Genomic DNA, 24,948 nt, shown 5'->3' with positions numbered 1-24,948 from the left:
GTAAATTCACTCATTCTTTACTCACCGTCGTGAAAATCTCGGCCAGCTCGCTCATAAGCTTCTGCACGTCCGCGTCGATTGCCCCAAGCGGACGGGTTTCTTCGGGTACGTAAAAGATCCGCGTAAAGGGGATGTCCGTGCCGTGCTTTGCTTTGCTCTCGTCCCACAGAGCGTCCGGCGCATACGGCAGTACCTCTTGTTTCATGTGCTCGGTGAGATCCTCACTGAGCGGCACACGTTCAGTAAGTTTCCAATCAGCGGCTATGACCGGTTTGCCCTTCCTGTCGACAGCCAACGGTGCGGAATCGTCCGCCACCGCCATCGCCTTCATCACGGCGTCAACCAAACCAACTGGGGCCTTCAACCCTGCAACCTTCGCGGCTTCCTGGAACGTCTTCGGAAGGTCGTTCCAGGGTGTGCCCTCGAGAGAACGCAGGATCGCGACGTGATCCTCGGTGAAGTCTCGACGACTGCGCAGCGATTCAACGACTGGGTTGCTGAAGCACGTCGCGAACCGTGCCTGCTTGTACACAGGCACGTCTCGGAACATGAAGTCCTCCGGTGTCATAACGCGAGAGATCGCGGGGTCAGCCTGCTCAAACGCCTTGTACGCCTCGAGTATTGTCGCCCGACGGTTCTTCCCGACTTCGCGGCGCTTGTCGCCCATAGGCTTCCGCAGTGGGTCCCACTGGCCTGAGCCGTCGATGAGTTGGATCTTGCCCTTGCGGTCAGGATCCTTGTTCGTGTCGAGGATCCAGACGTAAGTTGCGATTCCGGTGCCGTAGAACATGCTCGTAGGCAGCCCGATGATCGCGTCGATCAGGTCTTCCTCGAGGAGCCACTGGCGAATCGAGTTCGGCCCGTTGTCGCTGTTGAACAGCGGCGATTGGTTCGAGACAACGGCGGCGCGGCCACCCTGACCATTCTTGGCCGCGGGACTGAGCTTCGATGCGCAGTGGGCCAGGAACAACATCTGACCGTCACTTGTACCCGGCAGACCGTGGCTGAAGCGCGACCCGTGAATTTTGGCCTGATCCTTGACCGCCTTCTCGTCGGCCTCCCAGTCCTTGCCGAACGGAGGATTGGACAGCACGTAGTCAAAGGTCTGATCCCCGTACAGATCCTCGAGGAGGGTGTTGCCCTGCTTGATCGCGTCCGGCCGGCCACCCTGGATCAGCAGGTCAGCCTTACCAAGGGCGAACGCCGACGGCATGAGCTCCTGCCCGTAGAGCGTGACGTCGATCTTCTCGTTCATCCGCTTGAGCGCGTCCTGCGCGACGAGCAGCATGCCGCCGGAGCCGGCGGTCGGGTCGTAGATGGAACGCAGGGCGCTCTCGCCTGCGAGTCCGTCGTCATCGTTGGTGATCAGGATGTCGACCATGAGCTTGATTGCATCGCGCGGGGTGTAGAAGTTACCCGCGGCCTTCCCCTTCTTGTTGAAGGCCCGGTACATCACGTCCTCGAAGACATCCCCCATCGCGGTGTTGGCGAGTTTGCCCGGGGACAGGTCGAGCTTCGAGAAGTGTTTGACCACGGCGAGCAGTCGGTTGGCGTCGGCAAGAACCTTCGCGCGGCGGTTGAAGTCGAAGGAGGTCCAGATGTCGGAGATGTTGTTCGAGAATCCGTCGATGTAGCTCTGCAGCGACTTGTCGACGTTGTCGTCGACAGAGGAGATCGTGGCGAGGTTGAGCGGCGAGACGTTGTAGAAGCTCAGCCCGAACTTGTCCTTCACTGCGATGTCGATCAGGTGCGGCGGCATCCCGCTGAGCGAGGCGACGAACGCGGTCACCTCCTCCTTCGTGTCCGCGAGCATGCACTCCAGGCGGCGAAGCACCGTGAACGGGAGGATGTAGTCGCCGTAATCCTCTTCGTCAACGATGTTGCGCAAGTACTTGTCGGCTGTCTCCCAAACGATGCGTGCGGTCGTCGTATTGCTTGCTGCCTCAGCCAATGCTCTGTCCTCGATAGGTCCCGGTCGCGCGCGTCTGAATGTATCGGAAACGTTACATTACCGTTGTGACGCGTATCGAGAAGATCGCGCAGTAGGTCGGTCATGGGTTGCAGGAGCGGGTCGCCGATTGCCTCGACGGCCTCGACGGGGATCTGTCCCTGCGCCACCAACGCGGATCAGGTTGGGCAAGACCGACGCGCAGCAAGACGAGTTCAGCAAGCGAGTCTTCGGCGGCGGCCTCCAGAACCACGTATCCGACGGCCGCGGCGAGTTCTGGTGAGAATGCGCTTCGAGCCTCGTGATGGGGTGGCATCGGGCGAGGATCGCGCCTGGCGGTTGCTCACCCTGAGGTCCAAGTGTTCAGGTCGGCGCTGCGATCGGGGTTTCAAGCGAGGGCGAACAACGATAGTGAGTTTCGTAGACGGCATCAGGAGGCGTCGACATGACACATACATGACACATCGCCGGAGTGTCATGTGCAGGCGTGGACCGGTTAGCTGAAGGGAAGGTGCCTGGCCAGGAGAAACTCTTCCTGGATTCTGAGTTTATGCACGCTCACTTCTTGAAAGCGAGCGTGGCGTTAAACCCACCGGGGGTTCAAATCCCTCCGCTTCCGCTCGAGGCCCCTCACCTGCTCGTTCGGGTGAGGGGTTCTTTCGTGGAACGGCGAGGTTGCAGGTCCTAGCCCGAGCAGTCGATGCACGTGCGGGCGGCGGGGAGGGCGTCGAGTCGCGCCTCACTGATCGGTTTGCCGCACTTGGCGCAGAGCCCGTAAGTGCCGTTCTCGAGCCGCCGTGTCGCCGCGTCGAGTTCGTCGACCTCGCGGCGCGCGTCGTCGAGGAGCGTCGCGACCTGCGCACGTTCGAACGCGATGGTCGAGCCTTCGGGATCGTGCTCGTCGTCGTCCGTGGTGAACTCGGAGCCCTCGAGGATTGCGGTGAACCGCGCGGTCAGGGAGGCGATGCGGCGATCCACATCGGCGCGTTCGGCCTCGATCCGGGCATGATGATCCGGCGTGGCCATCAGCGGACCTCCATTCGCGCGGCTGCGAGGAGAGAAGAAGAGCGGACCGGTGTGCTCGGTCGCCTCACGGCGAAAGGCGCAACGCGGCTCCAGCCGAACGGAACTCCGCGAAGGCTGATAAATGAGCCCGGGGGACACGGAGCACACCGATCCGAACACATCAACGCCGTCCGCTGTGGGGGTATTCCGGACAACCGTCGTGATGTGGGCCACCCATCGGCCGATGCCCGGCGACGGAGGGGTTCCGCACGTACCGTGGGTGTCCACCGATACCCCTGGGGAGGGCGGAGGAAAGATGGGTCGATTAGCCGCGGCGACGGCGGGGGCTGTGCTCGCGTTGTCGCTGCTGGGGCCGGCGCTCACGGCGCACGCGACGCCGGTGGAGCAGGCGCCGCCAGCCGTCGAAGCGGCCGCAACCGTCGATCGCGCCGTCGAACTGACCGACCAGCGGACCGCGCTGTTCGTGTTCTCTCCGGCCATGGGCAAGGTGGTGCAGGTGCAGATCCTGCATCCCGTGGGGAAGGCCCCGCGCCCCACCCTCTATCTCCTCGACGGCGTCAGCGCCGGTTCGGAGTCGGACTACACCGAGAGCACCTGGACACAGAAGACGGACGCGGTCGAGTTCTTCGCGGACAAGGACGTCAACGTGGTCCTGCCCGTCGGCGGCACCGCAGGCTTCTACACCGACTGGGAGAGAGCCGATCCGGTCCTCGGCGAGAATCGGTGGGAGACGTTCCTGACGCGCGAGCTGCCACCGATCGTCGACGCCCGGTTCCACGGTGACGGGACCAACGCCATCGCCGGGCTGTCGATGGGTGCGCAGGGCGCGCTGACGCTCATCACCCGCAATCCCGACCTCTACCGCGGGGTGGCGGCGCTCAGCGGCTGCATGGACACCGGACGCTTCGAATCGCAGGCCGCGGTGCGGGGGACCGTCGCGTCGAAGGGCGGCGACGCCGACAACATGTGGGGCCCGCCCGGGTCGCCCGACTGGGCCGGCCACGACCCGCTGCTGCTGGCGGAGCAGTTGCGGGGCAAGGACATCTTCGTCTCGGCCGGCAACGGTCTCGCCGGGCCGTACGAGCTCGGTGCGCCGGACGTGCTCGAGAAGGTGGTGGTCGGCGGTCCGCTCGAGGCGGCATCGCGGTGGTGCACCGAACTGTTCGACAATCGGCTGCGTCAACTCGACATCCCCGCCACGGTCCTGTTGCGCCCCTACGGAACCCACTCGTGGCCGTACTGGCAGGACGACCTGCGCGAGGCGTGGCCGACGCTGGCCCGCGCCCTGGAGATCTGACGATCCGACGTCAGCCGAGTGCGTCCGACAGCATCGCAAGGTAGTGGTCGACGGGGCCTGCGGTCAGCAGTCCGCTCGACGCGCCAGCGATCTGCCCTGCCGCCGGAACCAGCGCGTCCCGGCTCCGCCTCATGAGCGCGGTGTCGTTCACTGCGACCGCCGCCGTCGCGGTCAGCGCCCACAGCGCCTCGGCGAGGTGGTCTGCGGGCGGATCGGGAAGTGATCGTGCCGCGGCAGCAGCCCGATCCCGATCGTCCTCGGCCAGCAGGATCAGCGGCCGCGCCCACGGTTCGTACGGGCCCCAGTCCGTGCCGGGATCGAACGCGAGCGGCCGACGCTGCCACACGCGCAGGCAGAGCAGGGCCAATGGCAGGATTCCGCGGTCCACTCCCGGCATGCCGGAGCCCGCGAGGCTTCGATCGGCGCTGTGGTACTCCGATTCTGCTTCCGCCCAGGGGATTCCGATCGCCGAACGGCGCATCGCGCGGTACCACGCGACGAACGGCGCCACCAGCGGACGCTCGTGCATTGCGCCGAGCGCCTCTGCGGCGTCGGCCTCGCGGTCCGCATCGTCGAAGCGTCCCAGTCCGCCGAGTGCCTGCATGCGGATCAGGTGGCCGAGGACCTCGAAGTTCACCAACGCGTGCCGTCGCGCCAGGGCAAGCACCTCGCATCCGATGGAATCACGTTCGGGCGCAAGCCCGCAGCGGTGGAACGACTGCATGAACACTCCGCTCAGGGCATGTGCCAGCAGGGCGGGATCGTCGAGGTCGCGGGCCAGGCGCTCGGATTCCGCGGCCGCGCGGACCGCGGCCACGTCGCGGGTGCCGCGCGACTCCATCGCGATGACCGCGAGCAGCCGGGAGCGCACACTGTCGTTGCCGTCGGGCAGGGCCGTCAGTGCACGCCGGGCGGCCGCGACGACGCGTGCCGCCTGTTCGGGGTCGTCGGAGCGCGCCCAGACGCCGGGCACGTCGTAGCTTCCGATCACCCGGGCGGTGAGCACGGGATCGCCGAGTTGCTCTGCGGCGGTGATGGTTGCGAGCCGTTGCTCGCGGGCTGCGGTCAGTCCGGCGCCGCCGGTGACCGCGAGACTCCGCAGCAGGCTCACCGCGGATTCGAGCTGGGCTCGGGAACCGGCACCGGAAACCCGATGGTAGGCCGCGGCCGCGGCGGTGAAGACCTGCTCCGTGCCGGTGCCGCCGCGAGCCGGAGTCAGTGCCGGATTCTGCTGTAGGACATCGACTTCCAGCTGGGTCAGCGCGGGGGACGGATCGATCCCGAGGTCGTCCGCGAGCAGCGCCCGCGCGCGGCGCAGCACGGCGAGCGACTCGCCCTGCCGACCGCAGCGGTAGAGCGCGAGACCGAGCAGCCGCCACCCCTCCTCCCGCCACGGATGCTCGGTGACGTGCGCGTCGAGGTCCGGGACGGCGTCGGCTGCCCGATCGAGTGCCAGGAGGGCCTCCGCTCGGCGTTCCACGGCCACCAGCCGGAGCTGCTCCAGGCGTGCGCGTTCGCTTCGCGCCCAATCCATCTCGTCGACGTCGGCGTAGGCGGGCCCACGCCACGACGCGAGCGCAGCGTCGAGGAGTTGGCGGGAGTGGGCCGGAGGCAGGGCCGCGGCCTCGGTGACCATCCGCTCGAAGTTCCAGGCGTCGACCGCGTCCGGGTCGGGGCGTATCGCATATCCGGGCCCCTCGGTGACGAGCAGAGTGGCGGCAGCGCGTGGGGGCCGGTCCGGTTCGAGGGATCTGCGTAGCGCGGCGACGAACGTGCGCACGGCGCTGGGAGCACCGTCGGGCGGATCCTCCCAGAGGTCGTCGATCAGCACGCCCAGCGGGACGACACGGCCGCGCGCCGCAAGCAGGCGGGCGAGGACCGCGCGATGGCGTGGACCCCTCAACGCGACTGGACGCCCCTTGTCGTCCCACGCCGAGGTCGGACCGAGTACGCCGAACGTTGTCGACACCGGTGCGCGCCCCTTCCCGTCATTTGCTCATCGAATGCTCATCCGGCCCCGCCAGGGTGGACAGCGCATCACCGGCAGCGAAAGGACCGACACATGTCCGCAGTGCACCCCAGGCCCACGATTCCCGGCTTCGACTATCAGCGGTTGACCGCGGCCGACGGCATCGACCTCAACGTCGCTACCGGCGGGACGGGCGCCCCGATCGTACTCCTGCACGGATTCCCGCAGACCCACCTCATGTGGCGCCACGTTGCCCGCGCGCTCGCCTCCGATCACACGGTCATCTGCCCGGACCTGCGTGGATACGGCACGAGCGACAAGCCGGTCGAGGCGAGCCCCGACGTGTACTCCAAGCGCACCATGGCGGCTGACATCGTGGCCGTGGCCGCAGCGCTCGGCCACGACCGCTTCGCCCTGGCCGGCCACGATCGCGGCGCCCTCGTCGCGGTCCGCGCGGCGCTGGATCATCCCGACACCATTACGCACCTCGCGACCCTCGACGTGCTGCCCACCCTCGACATGTGGGACGTGCTGCACGGCGCGAACGCGGCCGTGGCGTTCCATCTCTACCTGATGGCGCAACCGCCGGGCCTTCCGGAGCGGATGATCGAGGCGAGCGCCGATGCCTTCTTCGGGTACTTCCTCGATGTGTGGACGCAGAACAGTGCCGCGATCCCCGACGACGTTCGCGCCGAATATCTTCGGGCGTCGCGGGAGGCCGTGCCGTCGATCGTCGCCGACTACCGGGCGTCGGCCGGGATCGACGTCGAACACGACCGCGCCGACCGCGAGTCGGGACGCCGATTGACGATGCCGGTCACCGTCGTCCAGCAGGACTGGGGTGACGCTCTCGGCTACGACGCCGTCGGGCTGTGGCGGGCCTGGGCGCCCGACCTGGTCCACCGGACGACGAACGCGGGCCACTTCATGGCGGAGGAGTCGTCGGACGAGATCGTCGCTGTGCTTCGCGATCTCCTGGTCCGACAGCCGGCGACCCGAAGTGCACTGTGACCGCGGAGTCCATATGCGGTGGCCGAGAGGAATCCCCTCCCTGGCCGCCGCTACGAAGCCGTTGTGCGCGTGCCGATTCAGCTGACATTCTGCGGGGGACGTCCCCGCCCGGCATCGCTGCTGCCTGCGCTCGCCAGGATCGCGCTCGCGACAACATCGAAGAGGTGATCGGTGCGCGGCGCGAGCGCGGGTTGATCTCCGAGCCATGAAAGCGCCGCCACCAGCGCGAAGAGATCGGTGCCATCGAGGTCGGTCCGCGCGGTGCCCACCTCCTGGGCGCGGACGAGGAGGTGGGCACCGGCTGCGCGCATGGCGACGCACGAATCGTGGAGTGCGGAATCGGTGTCCTCGATGGCGGCTGCCATCAGCGTCGTCACCCCCCGGTACTCGGTTGCGCACACGACGCAGTCGCGGAGCCACGAAACGAGAGCGTCCTCGGGTGAGCTCCACTTCTCGAGCTCGTCGGCCTTGGTCGTCAGTTCGTCGAAGCTCGTGCGGAGCAGTGCGTCGAGCAGTGCCTCGCGGGTGGGGAAGTGACGCAACAGCGTCGCAAGTCCGACCTCCGCTCGGCGTGCGATGTCGCGCAGTGACACGTCGACGCCCTGCTCGGCGATGGCGGCGCCCGCTACTGCGAGCAGGTGGTCGCGGTTCTTTCGCGCGTCGGCACGCATCCGCTCTCCTTGACTATGTGGATCACTGGTCCGTATATTCGGATCAGTGATCCATTTATGTGGATCGCTGATCCGAATGAGTCTATCTCGATGCACGAGCAGGAGAAATCGATGGCAACGAACACGATGCGGGCGATCCGGCTACATGAGCACGGCGGTCCCGATGTACTCCATTACGACGAGGTGCCGGTTCCCGATCCGGGGCCGGGCGAGGTGCTCGTTCGTGTGCACGCGGTCGGCGTCAATCCTCCGGACTGGTACCTGCGCGACGGCATGTCCAACCTGCCCCCGGAGACGAGGCCGGCGTTCGACCTGCCCGTGGTCCCGGGGACGGACATGTCGGGTGTGGTCGAGGCCGTCGGCGCGGATGTGGACGGATTCTCCGTAGGTGACGAAGTTTTCGGCCTCCTCCGCTTCCCCAGTTTCGACGGCCACACCTACGCCGAGTACGTGGCCGCGCCTGCGTCGGATCTCGCGTTGAAGCCGGCCGGTATCGATCACGTGCAGGCTGCCGCCGTGCCTATGTCCGGGCTCACCGCATGGCAGTTCCTGATCGAGGTCGGGCATGACCATCCCTCGCCCTTCCAGGCGGCCAAGCATCGCCCGGTGCCCCTCGGTCCCGACGTGACGGTGCTCGTCAACGGCGCCGCGGGCGGAGTGGGACACCTCGCGCTGCAACTCGCGAAGTGGAAGGGCGCACGTGTCATCGCGGTGGCATCGGGTCGCCACGAGTCGTTCCTGCGAGGCCTCGGTGCCGACGAGTTCATCGACTACACCAGAGGCCGTCCCGAGGATCTGGTGCACGACGTCGACCTCGTTCTCGACACCGTCGGCGGCTCCGAGAGCAATCGCTTCCTGCGCACCCTTGCCCGCGGGGGCGCGCTGTTCCCCGTGTTCTTCGGCGAGTTCGAGGAAGAAGAGACGGCCGAGTTGGGTGTCACGGTCTCGGGAGCCCAGGTCCGCTCGAACGGAGCGCAACTCGCCGAACTGGGACGCCTGCTCGACGCGGGCGCGATTCGCGTCGCCATCGACAGCACCTTTCCGCTCGAGGATGCCCGCGCCGCGCACGAACGCGCCGCGCAGGGGCACATCCAAGGCAAGATCGTGCTCACGGTCGCTCAGGGAACGCGCCGATTCTCCGACGCCTAGACGTGGCGTTCGCGTCCAGCCCCGTGTGCGTCGGGCGACAAATGTTGCTGCGCACGATCTTTCATTCGACGACCGAGCATGAGAAAGGATTGATGTGACGACAACTGCGGCGTACGGCTGGGGACGCAGCCACCTCGACACGACACCGATGGGAGAGGTGGACCTCGATCCCGCCGGCCGGCTTGCGGTCCAGCAAACGCTGGCCCGCTACGCGTTCGCCCTGGACCACGGAGATCTCGTGGCGTTGGGGGACACTCTGACCGAAGGCGCCACCTGGACGGCCGACATCGCCGGTCACGTCGAGCAGGGCCCCGTCGTCGGGCGCGCGGCGATTCGTAACCTGGTGCGAGAGGCGGCGGAAGCGCAGACTGACCAGCGACGGCACAATCTGATCAACACGGTCTTCCGCCGTGCGGGCGCCGGCGCAGCGGTGGTCTCGGCCTACCTGATGCTGACGTCGAATGCGGGCGGGAAGGCGACGGTGATCGCAACCGGCTTCTACACGTTCACACTGGAAGACGCGGACGGCGAGTGGCGCATCGCGAAGGTCTTCCTCGGCCTGGACAACGCCGTATGAAGTGACCGCTGCGTCGTCAGGCCGATCGAATGGATCGTGTGGGATCGCGGTCAGTTGCCGTCGAAGGCCGGGCCCAGCGGCACGGCGTCGTCGACGACCTGGTTTCCGTACATCAGGCGCTGCAAAGCCTCTGTGGCATAAATGCGTTCGCCGGACAGTAGGTTGCGACCGAAGGTGATGATGCCGATGACCGAGTGGGTGCTGCGTTCGCCGTCGGGCGAGACGTGATCGATGCGGTACTCCTGACCGAGACAATCTTCGGAGTACCACTCCTGCACCAGGGTCCCGGTACTGCGCGGCGAGAACTCCGCGAAGAAGTGCCGGTACGCCGCGGCTGCCGCGTCCAGGCCGCGGAAGGCGAGGCCCGCCGGCTGCAGCTCGTACAGGCAGTCGCTCTCGAGCGTGGCCAACGTCCCTTCCACGTCTCCTCGCGACTCGGCCGCCGCATGTTCACGCGCCAACGCCACCATGCGTTCGATTCGGCCGATGTCGGTGTCGGTCACTTCATCTCCTCGCGTGCGTGTTTCGGTGTCGGGACAATATGGTTTGCGGGCGTGTCGGCGCGGCACCATCTCACCTCGCGGGACAACCCGTTTCCGGGACCGAGAGTGGCGATGCGGTCGAATTCGTGGCGTAGCTCACTACACTGTGCCGGACGGGCCGTGTAGGGCGCTCCGAGTCGAGTGGAGGGCACAGAAGCCATGTCTGCGGTGCCGGTACGACGCTCCGGTCGGGAGTCCCTCCTGACCCGGATGACGCGGATCATCGACGCGTTCGACGACCCGAACGTCGATCTCAGCCTCGACCAGATCGCACGCCGCTCCGGGCTGCCCCGGTCCAGCACGCACCGGATCATCGTCGAGATGATCGACCTGGACTGGCTCACCCGGTGGGGGCGAAACTTCCGCCTCGGACCCCGCGCTCTCGGTGCGGTCGGTCCTCAAGCCGACCACGCCCGGATCCGCATGGGCGCCAGCGGCATCCTTCAGGACTTGTTCCTGCGCACCGGAATGGTGATCCACCTGGGGGTGCTCGACGGTGGACAGGAGTACTTCCTCGACAAGATCGGCGGGCCGTACGCGCAGGTGCTCCGGTCACGCGTCGGGGGAAGGTTTCCGGCGCACCGAGGGGCCGGCGGCCGTTCCATGCTCGCGCTGCTGAGCCCGGAGGAGGTGGACGACGTGGTGGGTCCCGCCCTCGCCCGCCCGGGTGCGGATCCTCACTGGACGATGCCCGCCCTGCACGCGGAACTGGCCCGGATCCGGAACCGGAAGGGCATTGCCTTCGAGACCGCGGCCACGGGGATCGGCGCCGAGATGCAGACCATCGGCAGCCTCGGCTGCGCCGTGCGGTCGAGGGACGGCGCCGCCGTCTCCCTGTCCGTCGCGGGCGACGCCGGTTCACTGCGCCCCGAGAGCCTCGTGCCGGTCATGCGGGAGGCCGCCGCCGCGCTGGCGAGGGCCGTCTGACCGCCGTTCGTCTCATGCGGCGAGATGGGCGCGCCACCGGCGGTGACGTCGTGGCTCACTGACCCGAACCGCACACGAGGGAAGGGTCGCGATGAATCGTTTCGAAGGACGGGTTGCTCTGATCACCGGCGGGGCGCGCGGGCAGGGACGCTCACATGCCATCGCATTCGCGGAGGGCGGCGCCGACGTGATCGTCACCGACCGCTGCGAGGCCGTGGATGTCGTCGGATATCCGATGCCGACCGTGGACGATCTCGAGGAAACCGTGCGCCTGGTGGAGAAGACCGGACGCCGTTGCCTCGCGGTCAAGGCGGACTCCGGCGATCGCTCGGCGATGGAGTCGGCTGTCGCGCAGGGTCTCGCGGAGTTCGGCCGGATCGACATCGCCGTCGCCAATGCCGGGGTGTCCGTTCAGGGCGCCGTGCAGGACACGTCGTCGGCGGTGTGGGACGAGGTGATCGGCACCAATCTGACCGGGGTGTTCAACACTGTTGCCACTGTCGCGCCGACGATGATCGCGCAGGGCTACGGCCGGATCGTCACGATCTCGTCGATGCTGGGGCGTCAGGGCAACACCAACATGGCTGCCTACTGCGCATCGAAGTGGGGCGTGATCGGCCTGACCAAGAGCGCCGCGCTCGACCTCGCCGAGTCCGGCGTCACGGTCAACGCGATCGCCCCGGGCAACATCGCCACCGACATGCTCCTCAACGACACTCTCTACCGGCACATGCGACCGGACCTCGATGCTCCCGGTCCGGACGATATCGCCACCATCATGCAAGGGCTGCACGCCATTCCGACACCGTGGCTCGACCCCAGCGAGATCACTCGGGCGGTTCTCTTCTTCGCGGACGAGGCCGGGGCCCACATCTCCGGGACGGTGCTACCCGTCGATGCCGGCCACGCCGGCCGCGTGACGGCATGACCGACACCGGCGCTGCCGAAGAGCAGTTCCGCGAGATCGAGGCCGGCACCGCGCCGGAACGCTATGCCCGGGGCTGGCACTGCCTCGGTCTGTCCCGGGAGTTCCGGGACGGTAAGCCGCACTCGATTCAGGCGTTCGGTACCAAGCTGGTGATCTTCGCGGACAGCACAGGTGAACTCCGGACGCTCGACGCGTACTGCCGGCACATGGGCGGTGACCTGAGCCAGGGCGAGATCAAGGGCGACTCGGTGGCGTGCCCGTTCCACGACTGGCGCTGGAACGGCAACGGCCGCTGCACCGACATTCCCTATGCCCGAAGGGTTCCCCCCGTCGCGAAGACGAGGTCGTGGCACACCCTCGACCAGGACGGTCTGCTGTTCGTCTACAACGATCCCGAGGGTAGACCGCCACCGGCGGAAGTTGCGCCGCCCCGGATCCCGGGCGCGACATCGGACGAGTGGACGGACTGGAAGGGCTTCAAACAGACTGTTGTGCAGACGAACTGCCGTGAGCTGATCGACAACAACGTTGACATGGCACATTTCTTCTATGTGCACGGCTCGTTCCCGACGTACTTCAAGAACGTCTTCGAGGGGCACGTTGCAGCTCAGCACATGAACGGCGTGAGCCGTGAGGACATCCGCCCGCCCAGTAAGGACGGCGAGCCCGAACTGGTCGGCAACAGCTCGTCGGCGGCCTACTACGGCCCGTCTTTCATGATCGACGAACTGACCTATCACTACGATCGATTCGACATCGAGTCGGTGCTGCTGAACTGCCACTATCCGATCGACGCGAACAGTTTCGTCCTCACCTACGGCGTGATCGTCAGGAACTCCGAGCATCTCGATGCCGCCGCGGCCGAGAAGATGGCGGAGAACATGGGTGCCTTCATCACCAAGGGCTTCGAGCAGGACGTCGAGATCTGGCGCAACAAGATTCGGATCGACAACCCCTTGCTGTGTGAGCAGGACGGACCGGTCTACCAGCAGCGGCGGTGGTACGAGCAGTTCTACGTCGACATCGCGGATGTCGAGCCGGACATGGTGAACCGCTTCGAGTTCGAATTGGACACGACTCGTCCCGTCGAATCGTGGAAGCGTGAAGTGGCCGAGAATCTGGCCCGTCGGGGCTGACTCCGATCGGATACGACTGTGGGGCTGCGCGCCACATCACACACGCAGCCCCACGGTCGGTGTCACCGAGCTCAGGCGCCGAGTGATCCGCTGAAGAAGTCGAGGGCGCCGAAGAGATCGGAGAAGGCGCCGAAGAACTCGGCGAGGTAGCTCAGGTCCATGGGAAACATAGCCTTTCGTCGTGGAGAGGTACGCGGTTGCGCACTGGCCATACTGCTCCGCGGACCTGTGGGCCAGCTTGGTTCGCTCTGGCAGATCTCTGGCAGAATCGGCGAGGCTAGTTGGGGGCTACGACGGTGATGCGGTCCGGCGGCGGGGGTGCCACCGGTGACCGGGCTTCGAGGTAGGCCGTGAGCGCGTCGAGATCGTTTCCGGCGGACGCGGGTTCGGTGCCACCGCGCAGGGCGGTGAAGCCGTCGCCGCCGTCGGCCAGGAACTTGTTGACCGCCACCCGATAGCGGGCGTCCGGTGTGACGGGAATGCGGTCGACGCGGATGTCGGTGATGCGCGAACCGATGGGTGCGCCGCGGTCCACCCGGTAGGTCAGCGATGCCGACGGCGCAAGGATGAGCTCTAGTGTCGATCCGTCGGATCGAACCTGGAACTGTTGTTCGAGAACGTCTTTCAGCTGTCCTCCCGTGAGGGTGCGGACCTCGAGCGAGTTGACGAATGGCTGCACCTGGTAGGCGTCCCCGAAGGTGGCGGTGCCGTCGGCGCCGTACAGCAGATCGGTGCGGATGCCGCCGGGGTTGGTGAGGGCGATCTGCGCGCCGCGCCCGCGGGCCGCCTCGAGTTGGGCGTCGGCGACGAGGTTGCCGAGCGGACTCTCCCCGGTGGGGCCTGGTTCGCGGGTGATGTCCGCGGTGACGGCGCCGACGGGTCGCCGGGCCACCTCCGCCGACTGCAGGTCTGCCCGGTCGACGAGGTCGGTCACCGTCTGATCAGGTGGGATGTCATGGGTGACAATCTGATTGAAAGCCTGCGTGCTCTCGCGGTTCACCTCGCCGGTGGCCCGATCGAGCGTCATGTCCACCACCGAGACGATGCGGCCGTGGGACGCCGCCTGCATCATCGGACGAGGATTACCCGCCGGATCGTCGACGGTGCAGTTGTACTGGGTGTGACTGTCGGCGGTGAAGATCGCGTCCACCAGCGGCGTCGCCCGGGTCGCGATCGCCCGGGCCGGGCCGTCGGCGAGATCGCACGAATTGGGGCCACCGGTGGTCTGCTCGTCGCCGCGGTGCAGCAGCACGACGATCGCGTGCACGCCGAGGAAGTCCAGCGTCTCGGCGGTGCGGTCGATGGCGGTCAGTTCGTCGCCGAAGTCGAGCCCCTCGACCCCCTCGACCGCGACCTTCGACCGTGCGTCGGACGGCATCACGCCGATCACCCCGACGGGTACCCCGTCGGCGTAGTTCACCGCGAACGGCAGGGTGGCGGGGGTGCGGTCCGGGAAGGTCATGTTCGCCGCGAGCAGCGGGAACTGTGCTCCGGCGAACTCGGATTCGAACTGGCAGCCGTCGACGGGGTGGCAGCCGCCGGTCTGCATGCGCCGGAACTCGCCGAAGCCCTCGTCGAGCTCGTGGGTGCCGATCGAGGCGGCGTCGACGCCCAGCATGTTGAGCAGGTTCACCGCCGGTTCGTCGTGAAACAGTGCCGACTCGATGGGGGAGGACCCCCAGTTGTCGCCCACCGAGTAGAGCAGCGAGTTCGAGGCCTGCCCGCGCAACTGGCGGACGTAGGCGGCCAGGTAGGCCGCCCCGCCGGCCTCGACGGTGGGGCCGTCGGGCCGCGAGACCTGGGCCCGAGCCTCCTTGGGGGGCTGCAGGCTGCCGTGCAGGTCGTTGATCGCGAGGAGGCGGACGGGCACCTTCTCGATATCCGACGGCCGCGCCTCCGCGGTGTGGGCGCCGACCGTCAGCGATGCGCCGAGTGCCGTCGCGAGAACGATCGCCCGGCCGCGGCTCCGGCGTCCGGGCGTATCGCTTCCTGGTCGGCACACCGGGATGAGTTTGCCAACGAAAAGGTGACGGTGTCCCCGTCGGCCGATAACGGTTGGATTACGCCGTGGTCGACTCGGCCGTGACCCCGGCGAGTCGCTCCGCGGCCGCCGAGGTCGCGAAGGCGAGGAAGGCGTCGTTCTCGTGCGGGTCGCCGATGGTGATGCGGACGCCGTCGACACCGTACGGGCGGATGAGCACGCCGACCTCGGCGCACGCCTCGCCGTACGCGGCGGAACGCTCGCCCAGCGGCAGCCACACGAAGTTGGCCTGCGTGACCGGGACGTCGTAGCCGGCGGCGAGCAGCGCATCACGCATCCGGTCGCGCTCGGCGACGACGTCGTGGGTGCGGTGCAGCAACTCGTCCCGCGCGCCGAGGCACGCGATGGCCGCAGCCTGCGCGACGGCGTTGACGCTGAACGTGATGTGCACCTTCGCGAGGGCGGCGATGATCGCCGGGTCGGCGACCGCGTATCCGACGCGGACCCCCGCGAGCCCGTAGGCCTTGGAGAACGTGCGCAGCGCCACGACGTTGCGGCGGGTGCGGGCCAGTTCGACGCCGTCGACTCCGGAGCGGTTGTACTCGTAGTACGCCTCGTCGAGCGCGACGACGATGTGCGCCGGGACGGCGTCGAGGAAGCGCTCGAGTTCGTCGCGGCCCAGTGCGGTGCCGGTCGGGTTGTTGGGGTTGCACACGAAGATCAGGCGGGTGCGGTCGGTGATCGCGGCGACCATCGCGTCCAGGTCGTGGCTGTGCTCCGGGGTGAGTGGCACCGGGACGGAGACCGCGCCGGCCACCTTCGTCACCACCGGGTACGCCTCGAACGACCGCCACGCGTAGATGACCTCGTCGCCCTCGTTGCACGTGGCCTGCACCAGTTCCTGGCACAGCGCCACGGAACCGCATCCGGTCGCGATGTTCTCCGTCGGCACCCCGAGCGTCTCGGACAGTGCGCGGACCAGGGCGGCCGACGTGTTGTCGGGGTAGCGGTTCGCGGTCGCGGCGGCGTCGGCGATGGCCTGCGCGACGCCGGGCAGCGGCCCCTGCGTCGTCTCGTTGCTGGCCAGTTTGATCGCCCCGGGATAACTGCGGCCCGGCACATAGGTCGGAATGGATGCGAGGTCTGCGCGGGTCACGGGGGTCACGATGCGATTATGCGCCCCGGGATCGCGTGCACAGCCGACGCGGTCGTGCCAAGGTTGATTCATGCCGGGGATCTTCCGGGACGACGCCCCTTTGCGCTCTGCCGCCGACGCCCCCGCGGGGTCGCGGGACCGGGTGCCGATCACCGCCGTCGAACCCGATCGTCCGGCCCGCGGCGGCATCGTCCTCCTGCACGAATCACGCGAATTCGGCCCGGCCCTGCTCGACCTCATGCGGGCGCTGGCCGCGGAGGGCTGGGTGGTGGCGGCCCCTCACCTTTTCCATCACGAACCGGCACACAGCAATATCGAGGTGTTCGGCCAGAGCCTCTTCGACGACTTCGACGCCACCTTCGACTGGCTCGTCGAACGGGGTGTCTATGCGGACTGCGTCGGCGTCCTCGGTTTCGACGACGCCGGCACCGCCGCGATGCTCGTCGCGACGAATCGTCCGGTCGGGGCCGCGGTGAGCGTGGCGGCGGGCGGCATCGTCGAACCGCTCGCCGACGACACCCCCACGCTCGTAGACGCCGCGCCCGCACTGAAAGCTCCGTGGCTGGGCCTCTACGGCGAGGACGATCCGCGGACCCCGCCCGAGCACGTCGAGCGGCTGCGGGACGCCGTCGCGAAGGCCGACGCGCCCACCAACATCGTCAGCTACGTCGGACTCGCGCACCGCGCCGACGAGCCGCCCGTCCGGGAGCCGTCGGCCGACGACGACGATCCCCTGGTGGTCGCGATCCTCGACGCCCAACGTCGGATCTTCGACTGGTTCGACGGCAATCTGAGGTAGGTGTGGCCACTGACCAGCCGTTTTGCGTTTGCTGGCGATCCCTGTGTAATGTTTCGCCCGGCGGATCGGAAACGAGCCGGCCCCCAAGGAGGCGTGCCAGAGCGGCCGAATGGGACTCACTGCTAATGAGTTGTCCCCCTCAAAGGGGACCGGAGGTTCAAATCCTCTCGCCTCCGCCACACTGGTCCTTTCGTGGGTCCAGTACAACTGAAGATAGACCATGCGCCCGTAGCTCAACGGATAGAGCACTTGACTACGGATCAAGAGGTTAGGGGTTCGAATCCCTTCGGGCGCACAACAGGAAGCCCCTCATCAGCAGCAATGCTGATGAGGGGCTTTCTTGCTCTCGCAAGGGGGGTGCCCCTGCCGTCGATGGTGACGTTGTGGGCGGGCTCACGCTTCACGGGTCTGTCGAACGCCGAGGCTCACGACCGGGCCGTTCGTCTGGCGCGCTTTCCTCGGGCCACTGCGTCGGGATGGGTGACGCGTAGGCTGAAGGTATCGAGGTGCTAGGTCGCCGGCGGGTCTTCGTACGGCAGTGCATCGGTCGGACAACGATCGGTTTCGTCCCCCGATGAAGGAGCGCCAGCCATGACGCGACAGCTGGATCTGGTGAATGGCCTCCTTTACGAGGTCGAGACAGCAGACGGTCTACAGCCGTTCCCCATCCCGACCCGTACTCCGCGACTGGTCTTGTGCGGTCAGAATCCGGGGTCCGGGCAGATCGCCGGTGCCTGGTGGCCATGGACGTCGAACCTGACCGCCCAGCTGCACGATCTGATCGCCGTGCTCACACCCCGAACCGGGCCGATCGAGCGGATCGCGTTCGACTGGGACATGCTCAGCGTCAATCAGCGACGAATCGACAACACCGACGGGATCCGGTTCATCGGACCACTGCCGGGGCAGCCCGCTGGGGTGATGTGTCTGATCGGCGCCGATCGACGGGGCACGCTCCTGGTGGTGATTCCACCGAACACCCAACCGCAACGCGCCTACGAAGACATGCGAGCGCTGGTCGACGACGGCTACAGGGTCGCATAGAGCATCCCGAATCGAGGCGGTCCCGGGGCGATCGGGTTGGGCCCGATTCGAATTGTGCTCAGGCACGAGTTGATTCACGCACCCTGCTCCGGCGGCGGAGGCGGAGTATTGCGCTGTTGATCGGCCCGTGCGCTGTCGGCGCGGTGAATCTGGTCGAGTTCGTTGCGGGCCGCGCGTCCTCGTCGGGAGGACCGCCGGGCACCGGCCAGCAGGAGCGCGAGGCCGACCACTCCGACCGCGCCCACGACGATGCCGTAGAGAAAGAGCGTCCCGGTCGATCCGGTCACGTGGTACCCGAAGATCGAGAAGTCGTCGGTTATCGCATGGTCGGTGCCGCCGTTGGTCAGGACTCCGGCGATCGCGATCACGACGGCTGCGACGAGGAGAATCAGTCCGATGATCACAAGCATGTCGACTCCAGTCGGAACGGGGTGGCCAGGAGCGTAGGACGCATACCCGCTTCTCGATCGCTTCACACCACAGCCCCTGGCAGCACGGTCGGACGATCCCGACGTTCACTCCGGATCCGGCGCCCTCCTGCGCTGTGCTCGAAGGTCGCGGCGAAAGCCGTTCCCCTGTGTCGCATGGGAGAGGACACTCGAAGGATGAGGCTGGGATGTCATCCCCCGCGGATCAGGAGCGACCTCTCTTGTGCTCCTGCGGCTTCCGTCGCCGGGTGCGACCGGTGAATCCGGGGGACCGGGCCTGGGACGTCGGGTACGCGGCTGGTTGGCGGTTGGTGCGCGCCCTACCCGAGCGGTGGGCGAGGCGCCTGTTCGACCTCGCGGCCGATCGTGCGGCACGGGGCGGCGGACCGGACCAGTTGCGGCGCAATCTGGCTCGGGTGCTGTCCACCACGCCGGCGCAGGTGCCCGACGACCTCGTGCATGCGAGTCTGCGTTCCTACGCCCGCTACTGGTGCGAAGCCTTCCGGCTGCCGTCAATGGATCCGGTGCGGCTGGCTGAAGGCATCGAATCCACGGCCACAGGGCTCGACAACATTCACGAGGCGGTCGACCGTGGCAGCGGTGCGGTTCTGGCCCTACATCACAGCGGAAACTGGGACATGGCGGGCGTATGGCTGGCACAGCGGGTGGGTCCACCTGTCGTCGTCGCCGAGCGGCTCAGGCCCGAATCGCTCTACCAGCGTTTCGTTCGGTTCCGTGAGAGTCTGGGTTTCGAGATCATCCCGCTCACCGGGGCCGCGCAACCGCCGTTCGAGCAGCTGGCCGCATGTCTACGGCAGGGGCGGATCGTCGGGCTACTCGCCGAATGCGATGTGGCGGGGACGGGCGTGCCGGTGACTTTCTTCGGTGAACCGACCCGTATGCCTGCCGGGCCGGCTCGGCTGGCGATCGACACCGGTGCGCCACTGCTGCCGGTCAACTGTTGGTTCACGCCCGACGGCTGGGGCTTCCACGTCGGCACGCCGATCGATACACGTGGTGGACTGCGGCACACGACGCAGGCAATGACCAGCCAGTTCGCGACCGGTATTGCGGCGCACCCGGCCGACTGGCACATGCTGCAACGGGTGTGGACCGCCGACTTCCCTCGAGGCCGGTAACACGCCGCCATTCGGAGTAGGACGTGATCGGAAGTCCAAGTGCCCCAGGCCCCTTCGCGTGTGCGCAGCAATGCCGGTGGGGCCTTCTCGTGCCCGGTTGTCGGGTATCCGTCGTGGCCAGCGCGAACACTTCAACCCTGATTTGACAGTCCCGGGAGCCGTGCTGAATATTCACAGGCTAGGCTGAACTCACTTTGGGTAGTCTGCCCTAATTTATCTCGAAGATGTCACATCGCGACCCCAAGGAGAGCACCGCCGTGCGATACCGTTTTGCGCCGATTGCAGCGCTGTGCGTCGGACTTGCGCTGGTCGGCGGGGTCACCGCGTGCAGCACCGACGCTCCCGTCTCCGCGGAGACCGCCTCGACGTCCACGACCACCGCGGCCGAGGCCACGGCGAAGCTCGAGGCGGCTCTCGCGCAGTTCCCCGCGACCCCGCCGAAGACAGTGGTGGCGGCGTCCGTTCCTCTCGCGGAGATTCTCACGCTGCTCGACATTCCGGTCGCCGGCGTCCCATCCACCACGACGCAGCAGCTCCCCGCCGCGCTCGACGGTGTGCCCCGCATCGGTTCGACGATGGCGCCCGACGTGGAGAAGATCGTCGCCCTTGCCCCCGACCTGGTCATCGCAGCCGAGTCCTCGCGCAGCACGGTCGAGGCGAGTCTGGCGTCCACCACGACACCGTCGGCGTTTCTCGAGACCGACAGCTTTGGCGATCTGAAGTTCGCGGTGGAGGTGCTGGGCGCGGCCTTCGATCGCACGGATCAGGCCGACAAGATCATCGACACGATGAACGATCAGGAGCAGACGCTCGCCTCGGCCGGCGCGTCGACGGACGCCCCGAAGGTGCTGGTGCTGATCGGGGCCACCGATTCGTTCATGGTGATGAACGACAGCTCCTTCCTGGGCAGCCTCATCAACCTCTCCGGCGCCGACAACATCGCGGTGTCGGCGTTGAAGGCCAAGGAAACCTACAGCGCCGTCAACCTGGAGAACATCATCGCGGCGGCTCCGGATGTGGTGCTGGTGCTGCGCTCGGGCAACGTCGCCGACAGCCAGGCTGCCTTCGATGCCGAGGTTGCGAAGAACGCTGCCTGGAAGAGCTTGCCCGCGTACGCGAATGGCCGTATTCACGTGCTGGACTACTCGACGTTCGGCTATACCTCGGTCGGCCAGCTCGCACAGGCCGTCCCGGCCCTCGCAGGTCTGCTCTACCCGTGAGTTCTCCGTCGACGGCCACTCGCACGCGTGCGAAGTGGGCCCTCCCCATCGCGTGGTCCCTGCTCGCGGTCGTCACTCTGGTCAGCCTCGGTCTCGGCAGCGTGCACATCTCCCCGGGAGAGATCGTCTCGCTCCTGGCGGGCCGCACCGAAAGTGACTCCTTCAGCACGATTCTCTGGGACGTGCGGTTGCCGCGCGTTCTGCTCGCGCTCCTGGTCGGCGCGAGCATCGCGGTGTCGGGTGCGCTCCTCCAGACCGTGATGGGCAACCCGCTCGCCGACCCGGGCCTGACCGGCGTCACGAGCGGCGCCGCGGCTCTCGTCCTGGTGATCCTGTTGGCCGCCCCGAGCTACCAGTCGATGATTCCGGTCGCCGCATTCGGCGGCGGCGTCATTGCCGCCGTGATCGTCTACGCGCTGGCGTGGCGTCGCGAGGGAATCAAGCCACTGAACATCATCCTGGCGGGAGTCGCGGTCAACGCCCTCGCCGGTGCTGTCATCGCGTTCCTGTCGCTGCGCTACAGCGACCGGCTGCCAGCTGCGATCCAGTGGATGAACGGCAGCCTCGCCGCCAAGGGCATGAACTCGGTCTGGATGATCCTGCCTTACACGGTGATCGGGCTCGTGGTCGCCATGCTGTGCATCCGTTCGGCGAACGTCATGCGGTTGGGCGACGATGTCGCGCGCAATCTGGGCGAAGGCGTCAACACCACTCGGATCTTGCTGTCGTTGGTGGCCGTCTTCCTCGCCGCAATCGCAGTGGCGGCCGTCGGGATCATCGGCTTCGTGGGCCTGGTCGTGCCGCACATCGCCCGAATGATCGTGGGATCGAACCATGCCGTGCTCATCCCCATGAGCATCGCCGTGGGCGCCCTGCTGGTGCTGGTCTCCGACACACTGGGGAGGACGGTGTTCAGTCCCACCGAGATTCCCGCAGGCATCGTCATGGCCGTGGTCGGTGCGCCGTACTTCCTCTACCTCATGCGCCGCCAGGGGGCGTAGTGACACTGATCGAAGCCCGGGAACTGGGCATCTGGTACGGCGACAAGCAGATCGTCGACGACGTCTCGATCGCCGTCGGATCCGAAGAGGTGGTGACCCTCATCGGGCCGAACGGGTCCGGGAAGTCCACCATTCTCAAGGCCCTGAGCGGCCGGCTCGGCCCCCGCACCGGGACCGTCCTGCTCGAGGGCTCGGACATGGCGTCGTGGTCGTCGCGTCGACGCGCGCGGGCGATCGGGATGCTCAACCAGAAGAACACGGCACCAACGGATATGACGGTGCGCGAACTGGTCGGCTACGGACGGCACCCGCACCGCCGCTGGTACGAGCGCACCACCGGCGAGGACGGCGAGGCCGTCGACTGGGCCATCGCGCACACCGAGCTGAAAGCCCTGGCGGACCGTCCTGTCGCCGAGCTGTCCGGTGGTGAGGCCCAGAGGGCTTGGCTCGCCATGGTTCTCGCGCAACGCCCGCGGGTCCTGCTGCTCGACGAGCCGACCACCTATCTCGACATCGCGCACCAGCACGAGGTCCTCGAGGTGGTCACCTCGCTCAACCGCACGCTGGGAATCTCGGTTCTCATGGTGCTGCACGATCTCAATCAGGCGGCAACCTTCAGCGACCGGATCGTTGCCCTCGCCTCCGGCCGGATCGCGTCCGAGGGCACGCCCAGAGAGGTTCTGACGCCCGACCTGATCCGTGACGTGTACGGCATGGAAGCCGAGGTCGAGGAGCACCCCGTCACCTCGCAGCCCCGCATTCACCTGGTCCGACGGCAATGGAACATTCCCGTGGCCGTTCCTATCTCAGAGGAGAATTGATGCTTTCCGCAACAGAACTCGAACAGTCCTTGGCCGGTTACCGCGATTTTCTCGTCGACCGCAAGACTGTCGTCATCGCGACGACGGACGAGAACGGTCAGCCTTTCCAGTCGATCGCACCGTTCGCCGGGCACGACGGCGCGCTGTACGTCTACCTGAGCGAGATCGCGGACCACTTCCGGTACCTGAGCCGGGCGGACACCGCGCATGTCTTCTTCCACGCCGACGAAGCCGCCTCCGCCAACATCTTCGGTGTCGAACGAGCCAGCTTCGCGTGCACGGTCGAGCGCGTGGAGGAAGAGGGCCACGACGCCGTCTTCGAGAAGTTCGGGGACAAGTCCAACCCCAAGATGGTCAAGTTGCTGCGCACCCTCGACTTCCATCTGTTCCGCCTGACGCCGCAGGACGGCCGCTACGTCGTCGGCTTCGGCAAGGCGTTCGACGTCAGCTTCGACGGCACCCGATTCGACCATGTCGTCATCGACAAGAAGCCGGTCGCTGCAGAAGCCAACTGACACAGAGGTGTCCGTCTGTTGCCCAGCTCGCGATCGAGCTGGGCAACAGTCGTTTCACTGGGTGAGGATTCGTTCTACGAACCGAACGGCAGATCCAGTGAGCCGAAGGAGGAGCCGACGGACGATCCCGTCGACTGTCGCCACGGTCCCCGGATCGCGACGGTGATGCCCGGGGTCTGGATGTTGGCGTAGAGCGTCCTACCGTCGTGGCTGAAGGCCGGACCGCAGAACTCGCTCTCGTTCAGTTCGTTTCGGGCAACCGAGAACGGCTCGCCGCTCTCGGTCACGCCGATCAGGTGGCTGATGCCGTCGCCGTCCTCGGCGAGGATCAGGCCGCCGTGCGGCGAGACGGTGATGTTGTCGGGGCCGTCGTAGTTTCCGGTGTCGACGGACGGATCCGGGTTCACGCCGAACAGGGTCTTCAGCTCGACCGTCTGGGTGGCGGGGTCGTAGAACCACACCTGCCCGTCGTGCTCGGCGACGCTGCCGTCGCTGGTGCGGGCGAAGCTGGCGACGAAGTAGGCGCCGCCGTCGCCCCACCACTGGCCCTCGAGCTTGCGGCTGCGGGTCACCTGGTCGTTGGTGAACTGCTTGCGCACCGAGGTGGTCTTCGCGTCACGGTCGGGGACGTCGACCCACTGCACGGCGTAGCGGACGCCGGGTGCGGTCGCCTGCGCCAGGTCGGGTACGTGGGTGCCGTTCAGGAAGCACTTCATCGCCTGCAGGGTGCCGGCGGTATCCCCGCCGGGCGACTGCGCGAGCGCGTGGAACGCACCCGGCCCGCCGACGAAGCCCTGCGGCGGTGTCCAGCGGTAGAACAGGCCGTTGGGGTTCCCGGCGTCCTCGGTGAGGTAGACGGCGCTCGATGCGGGGTCGACGACGACCGCCTCGTGGGCGTACCGGCCCAGGAACTTCAGCGGAATCGGGCTCTTGCCGACGTTCGCGGCCTGGCTCGCCGGGTCGACCTCGAAGACGTAGCCGTGGGCGAGGGTGAAGCCGTTCGATCCGGCGCGGGCCTCGGTCTCCTCACACGTGAGCCAGGTGCCCCACGGGGTGATGCCGCCCGCGCAGTTGTTCACGGTGCCCGCGACGCTGACGTACTGCTTCTGGCGCACACCGCTGCGGTCGAGCGCGGTCGTGGTGGTGCCGCCGCGCGCACCCGGGTCGTAGGTGAGGCCGTCGACCACCGGGACGCCGTACGGTTCGTTGCCGCCGACCTCGTGGTTGGTGACGATCGTGGTGCCGCTGCCGTTCGCGAACACGCCGTTCGCGTCGGGATCGCTCGGAAACGGGACACCGCCGTCGAGCAGCGTCTCACCCGAGCGGGAGACGATCGTGTACGAGAAGCCCTTCGGAAGGGCGAGGATCCCGTTGGGGTCGGCGACGAGCGGGCCGAAGCCGATCGTGCCGGCGGGCGCGGCGCCCGCGAGAGCAGGTCGGAACAGGGTGCCGACACTGCCCGCAAGCGTCACCCCGATTCCGGCCAGGGCAGTGCGCTCGAGGAACGTGCGGCGATTGAGCGGTGACGTAGGCACTGTGCGGCCTCCCTTTCGATGATCAAGGTCGAGAGGAAGGTAAGTCGGCAACCACAACGACAGAATGCGGCTGGATGGACTGCCGGTGAACCGGTCCGGAACTTCGTAGTGTCGATCCTGTTGTTTCG

At 67.1% G+C, this 24,948-nt stretch carries 23 protein-coding genes and 2 tRNA genes; 16 read left to right on the top strand and 9 right to left on the bottom strand.

Translation table 11 applies throughout. The features are described from left to right. Window positions 1-10 precede the first annotated feature (10 nt). On the bottom strand, window positions 11-1,951 hold the full coding sequence (locus tag C8K36_RS19890; RefSeq protein WP_107986242.1) for a type I restriction-modification system subunit M: 1,941 nt from the start codon (window positions 1,949-1,951) through the stop codon (window positions 11-13). Between the two features lie 681 nt (window positions 1,952-2,632). After that, a complete protein-coding gene (locus tag C8K36_RS19885) occupies window positions 2,633-2,974 on the bottom strand; it encodes a TraR/DksA family transcriptional regulator (protein ID WP_107986241.1) in 342 nt (113 codons plus the stop codon). Between the two features lie 295 nt (window positions 2,975-3,269). Between C8K36_RS19885 and C8K36_RS19880 the strand changes: the two genes are divergently transcribed. Then, window positions 3,270-4,271 (top strand): alpha/beta hydrolase, encoded by a 1,002-nt coding sequence (locus C8K36_RS19880; RefSeq protein ID WP_107986240.1) that lies wholly within the window; start codon window positions 3,270-3,272, stop codon window positions 4,269-4,271. 10 nt (window positions 4,272-4,281) lie between these two features. Here the strand turns inward: C8K36_RS19880 and C8K36_RS19875 are convergent, their stop codons facing one another. Beyond that, window positions 4,282-6,240: a BTAD domain-containing putative transcriptional regulator gene (locus C8K36_RS19875; protein WP_107986239.1), complete on the bottom strand. Its 1,959-nt coding sequence runs from the start codon at window positions 6,238-6,240 to the stop codon at window positions 4,282-4,284. Window positions 6,241-6,333: 93 nt separating this feature from the next. On the opposite strand from C8K36_RS19875, the gene C8K36_RS19870 reads away from it, so the two are divergent. Next, window positions 6,334-7,251 carry an alpha/beta fold hydrolase gene (locus C8K36_RS19870; RefSeq protein ID WP_107986238.1) on the top strand — a complete coding sequence of 306 codons (918 nt, stop codon included), beginning with the start codon at window positions 6,334-6,336 and terminating at the stop codon, window positions 7,249-7,251. 77 nt (window positions 7,252-7,328) lie between these two features. Here the strand turns inward: C8K36_RS19870 and C8K36_RS19865 are convergent, their stop codons facing one another. After that, window positions 7,329-7,922: a TetR/AcrR family transcriptional regulator gene (locus C8K36_RS19865; protein WP_107986237.1), complete on the bottom strand. Its 594-nt coding sequence runs from the start codon at window positions 7,920-7,922 to the stop codon at window positions 7,329-7,331. Between the two features lie 111 nt (window positions 7,923-8,033). Between C8K36_RS19865 and C8K36_RS19860 the strand changes: the two genes are divergently transcribed. Together C8K36_RS19860 and C8K36_RS19855 are read left to right on the top strand one after the other, a co-directional pair. Continuing rightward, window positions 8,034-9,071, top strand: coding sequence for an NADP-dependent oxidoreductase (locus C8K36_RS19860; RefSeq protein WP_181319644.1), 1,038 nt, complete (start codon window positions 8,034-8,036; stop codon window positions 9,069-9,071). A gap of 94 nt (window positions 9,072-9,165) precedes the next feature. After that, entirely contained in the window at window positions 9,166-9,648 is a 483-nt protein-coding gene (locus C8K36_RS19855) for a nuclear transport factor 2 family protein (RefSeq protein ID WP_107986236.1), read from the top strand. A 50-nt stretch (window positions 9,649-9,698) separates the two neighbouring features. On the opposite strand, the gene C8K36_RS19850 is transcribed toward C8K36_RS19855, so the two are convergent. Further along, the gene (locus C8K36_RS19850) at window positions 9,699-10,151 is read right to left on the bottom strand and encodes a nuclear transport factor 2 family protein (protein WP_107986235.1); all 453 of its coding nucleotides are present in this window, start codon (window positions 10,149-10,151) and stop codon (window positions 9,699-9,701) included. 249 nt (window positions 10,152-10,400) lie between these two features. Between C8K36_RS19850 and C8K36_RS19845 the strand changes: the two genes are divergently transcribed. The 3 genes from C8K36_RS19845 (at window position 10,401) to C8K36_RS19835 (ending at window position 13,181) form a co-directional block, all read left to right on the top strand. Continuing rightward, window positions 10,401-11,117 (top strand): IclR family transcriptional regulator domain-containing protein, encoded by a 717-nt coding sequence (locus C8K36_RS19845; protein ID WP_181319643.1) that lies wholly within the window; start codon window positions 10,401-10,403, stop codon window positions 11,115-11,117. A 91-nt stretch (window positions 11,118-11,208) separates the two neighbouring features. Further along, window positions 11,209-12,045, top strand: a complete 837-nt coding sequence (locus tag C8K36_RS19840; protein WP_107986233.1) for a mycofactocin-coupled SDR family oxidoreductase — start codon at window positions 11,209-11,211, stop codon at window positions 12,043-12,045. Then, window positions 12,042-13,181, top strand: a complete 1,140-nt coding sequence (locus tag C8K36_RS19835; RefSeq protein ID WP_107986232.1) for a Rieske 2Fe-2S domain-containing protein — start codon at window positions 12,042-12,044, stop codon at window positions 13,179-13,181. The genes C8K36_RS19840 and C8K36_RS19835 overlap by 4 nt, the downstream gene beginning before the upstream one ends. A 277-nt stretch (window positions 13,182-13,458) precedes the next feature. Here C8K36_RS19835 and C8K36_RS19830 read toward each other — a convergent pair whose 3' ends face one another. Together C8K36_RS19830 and hisC are read right to left on the bottom strand one after the other, a co-directional pair. Next, window positions 13,459-15,183 (bottom strand): bifunctional metallophosphatase/5'-nucleotidase, encoded by a 1,725-nt coding sequence (locus C8K36_RS19830; protein ID WP_107986231.1) that lies wholly within the window; start codon window positions 15,181-15,183, stop codon window positions 13,459-13,461. Window positions 15,184-15,241: 58 nt separating this feature from the next. After that, window positions 15,242-16,327 carry a histidinol-phosphate transaminase gene (gene hisC, locus C8K36_RS19825; protein ID WP_107986309.1) on the bottom strand — a complete coding sequence of 362 codons (1,086 nt, stop codon included), beginning with the start codon at window positions 16,325-16,327 and terminating at the stop codon, window positions 15,242-15,244. Window positions 16,328-16,388: 61 nt separating this feature from the next. Between hisC and C8K36_RS19820 the strand changes: the two genes are divergently transcribed. The 4 genes from C8K36_RS19820 to C8K36_RS19805 all read left to right on the top strand — a co-directional run bounded on the left by C8K36_RS19820 (window position 16,389) and on the right by C8K36_RS19805 (window position 18,161). Then, window positions 16,389-17,117: a dienelactone hydrolase family protein gene (locus C8K36_RS19820; RefSeq protein WP_107986230.1), complete on the top strand. Its 729-nt coding sequence runs from the start codon at window positions 16,389-16,391 to the stop codon at window positions 17,115-17,117. Between the two features lie 87 nt (window positions 17,118-17,204). After that, window positions 17,205-17,296 (top strand) — tRNA-Ser (locus C8K36_RS19815). Window positions 17,297-17,339: 43 nt separating this feature from the next. Next, window positions 17,340-17,412 (top strand) — tRNA-Arg (locus C8K36_RS19810). A 296-nt stretch (window positions 17,413-17,708) separates the two neighbouring features. Then, window positions 17,709-18,161 (top strand): DUF5994 family protein, encoded by a 453-nt coding sequence (locus C8K36_RS19805; RefSeq protein WP_107986229.1) that lies wholly within the window; start codon window positions 17,709-17,711, stop codon window positions 18,159-18,161. A 74-nt stretch (window positions 18,162-18,235) separates the two neighbouring features. Here the strand turns inward: C8K36_RS19805 and C8K36_RS19800 are convergent, their stop codons facing one another. Further along, on the bottom strand, window positions 18,236-18,571 hold the full coding sequence (locus C8K36_RS19800) for a hypothetical protein (protein ID WP_107986228.1): 336 nt from the start codon (window positions 18,569-18,571) through the stop codon (window positions 18,236-18,238). Between the two features lie 275 nt (window positions 18,572-18,846). Between C8K36_RS19800 and C8K36_RS19795 the strand changes: the two genes are divergently transcribed. The 5 genes from C8K36_RS19795 (at window position 18,847) to C8K36_RS19775 (ending at window position 23,285) form a co-directional block, all read left to right on the top strand. Continuing rightward, window positions 18,847-19,728, top strand: coding sequence for a phosphatidylinositol mannoside acyltransferase (locus tag C8K36_RS19795; protein WP_107986227.1), 882 nt, complete (start codon window positions 18,847-18,849; stop codon window positions 19,726-19,728). A 257-nt stretch (window positions 19,729-19,985) separates the two neighbouring features. Then, window positions 19,986-20,948 carry an ABC transporter substrate-binding protein gene (locus tag C8K36_RS19790; RefSeq protein WP_181319642.1) on the top strand — a complete coding sequence of 321 codons (963 nt, stop codon included), beginning with the start codon at window positions 19,986-19,988 and terminating at the stop codon, window positions 20,946-20,948. Then, complete coding sequence (locus tag C8K36_RS19785) at window positions 20,945-21,949, top strand: FecCD family ABC transporter permease (protein ID WP_181319641.1); 1,005 nt, start codon at window positions 20,945-20,947, stop codon at window positions 21,947-21,949. Before C8K36_RS19790 ends, C8K36_RS19785 begins: the two co-directional genes overlap by 4 nt. Further along, on the top strand, window positions 21,949-22,770 hold the full coding sequence (locus tag C8K36_RS19780; RefSeq protein ID WP_219910031.1) for an ABC transporter ATP-binding protein: 822 nt from the start codon (window positions 21,949-21,951) through the stop codon (window positions 22,768-22,770). The genes C8K36_RS19785 and C8K36_RS19780 overlap by 1 nt, the downstream gene beginning before the upstream one ends. Next, window positions 22,770-23,285, top strand: coding sequence for a HugZ family protein (locus tag C8K36_RS19775; protein WP_107986225.1), 516 nt, complete (start codon window positions 22,770-22,772; stop codon window positions 23,283-23,285). The genes C8K36_RS19780 and C8K36_RS19775 overlap by 1 nt, the downstream gene beginning before the upstream one ends. A 74-nt stretch (window positions 23,286-23,359) precedes the next feature. On the opposite strand, the gene C8K36_RS19770 is transcribed toward C8K36_RS19775, so the two are convergent. Then, entirely contained in the window at window positions 23,360-24,820 is a 1,461-nt protein-coding gene (locus tag C8K36_RS19770) for an alkaline phosphatase PhoX (protein ID WP_107986224.1), read from the bottom strand. Window positions 24,821-24,948 lie beyond the last annotated feature (128 nt).

Source organism: Rhodococcus sp. OK519, assembly GCF_003051005.1.
GTDB lineage: Bacteria > Actinomycetota > Actinomycetes > Mycobacteriales > Mycobacteriaceae > Prescottella.
Note: the sequence above shows the minus strand (reverse complement) of the source record. Positions and strands in the feature narration are given on the sequence as shown.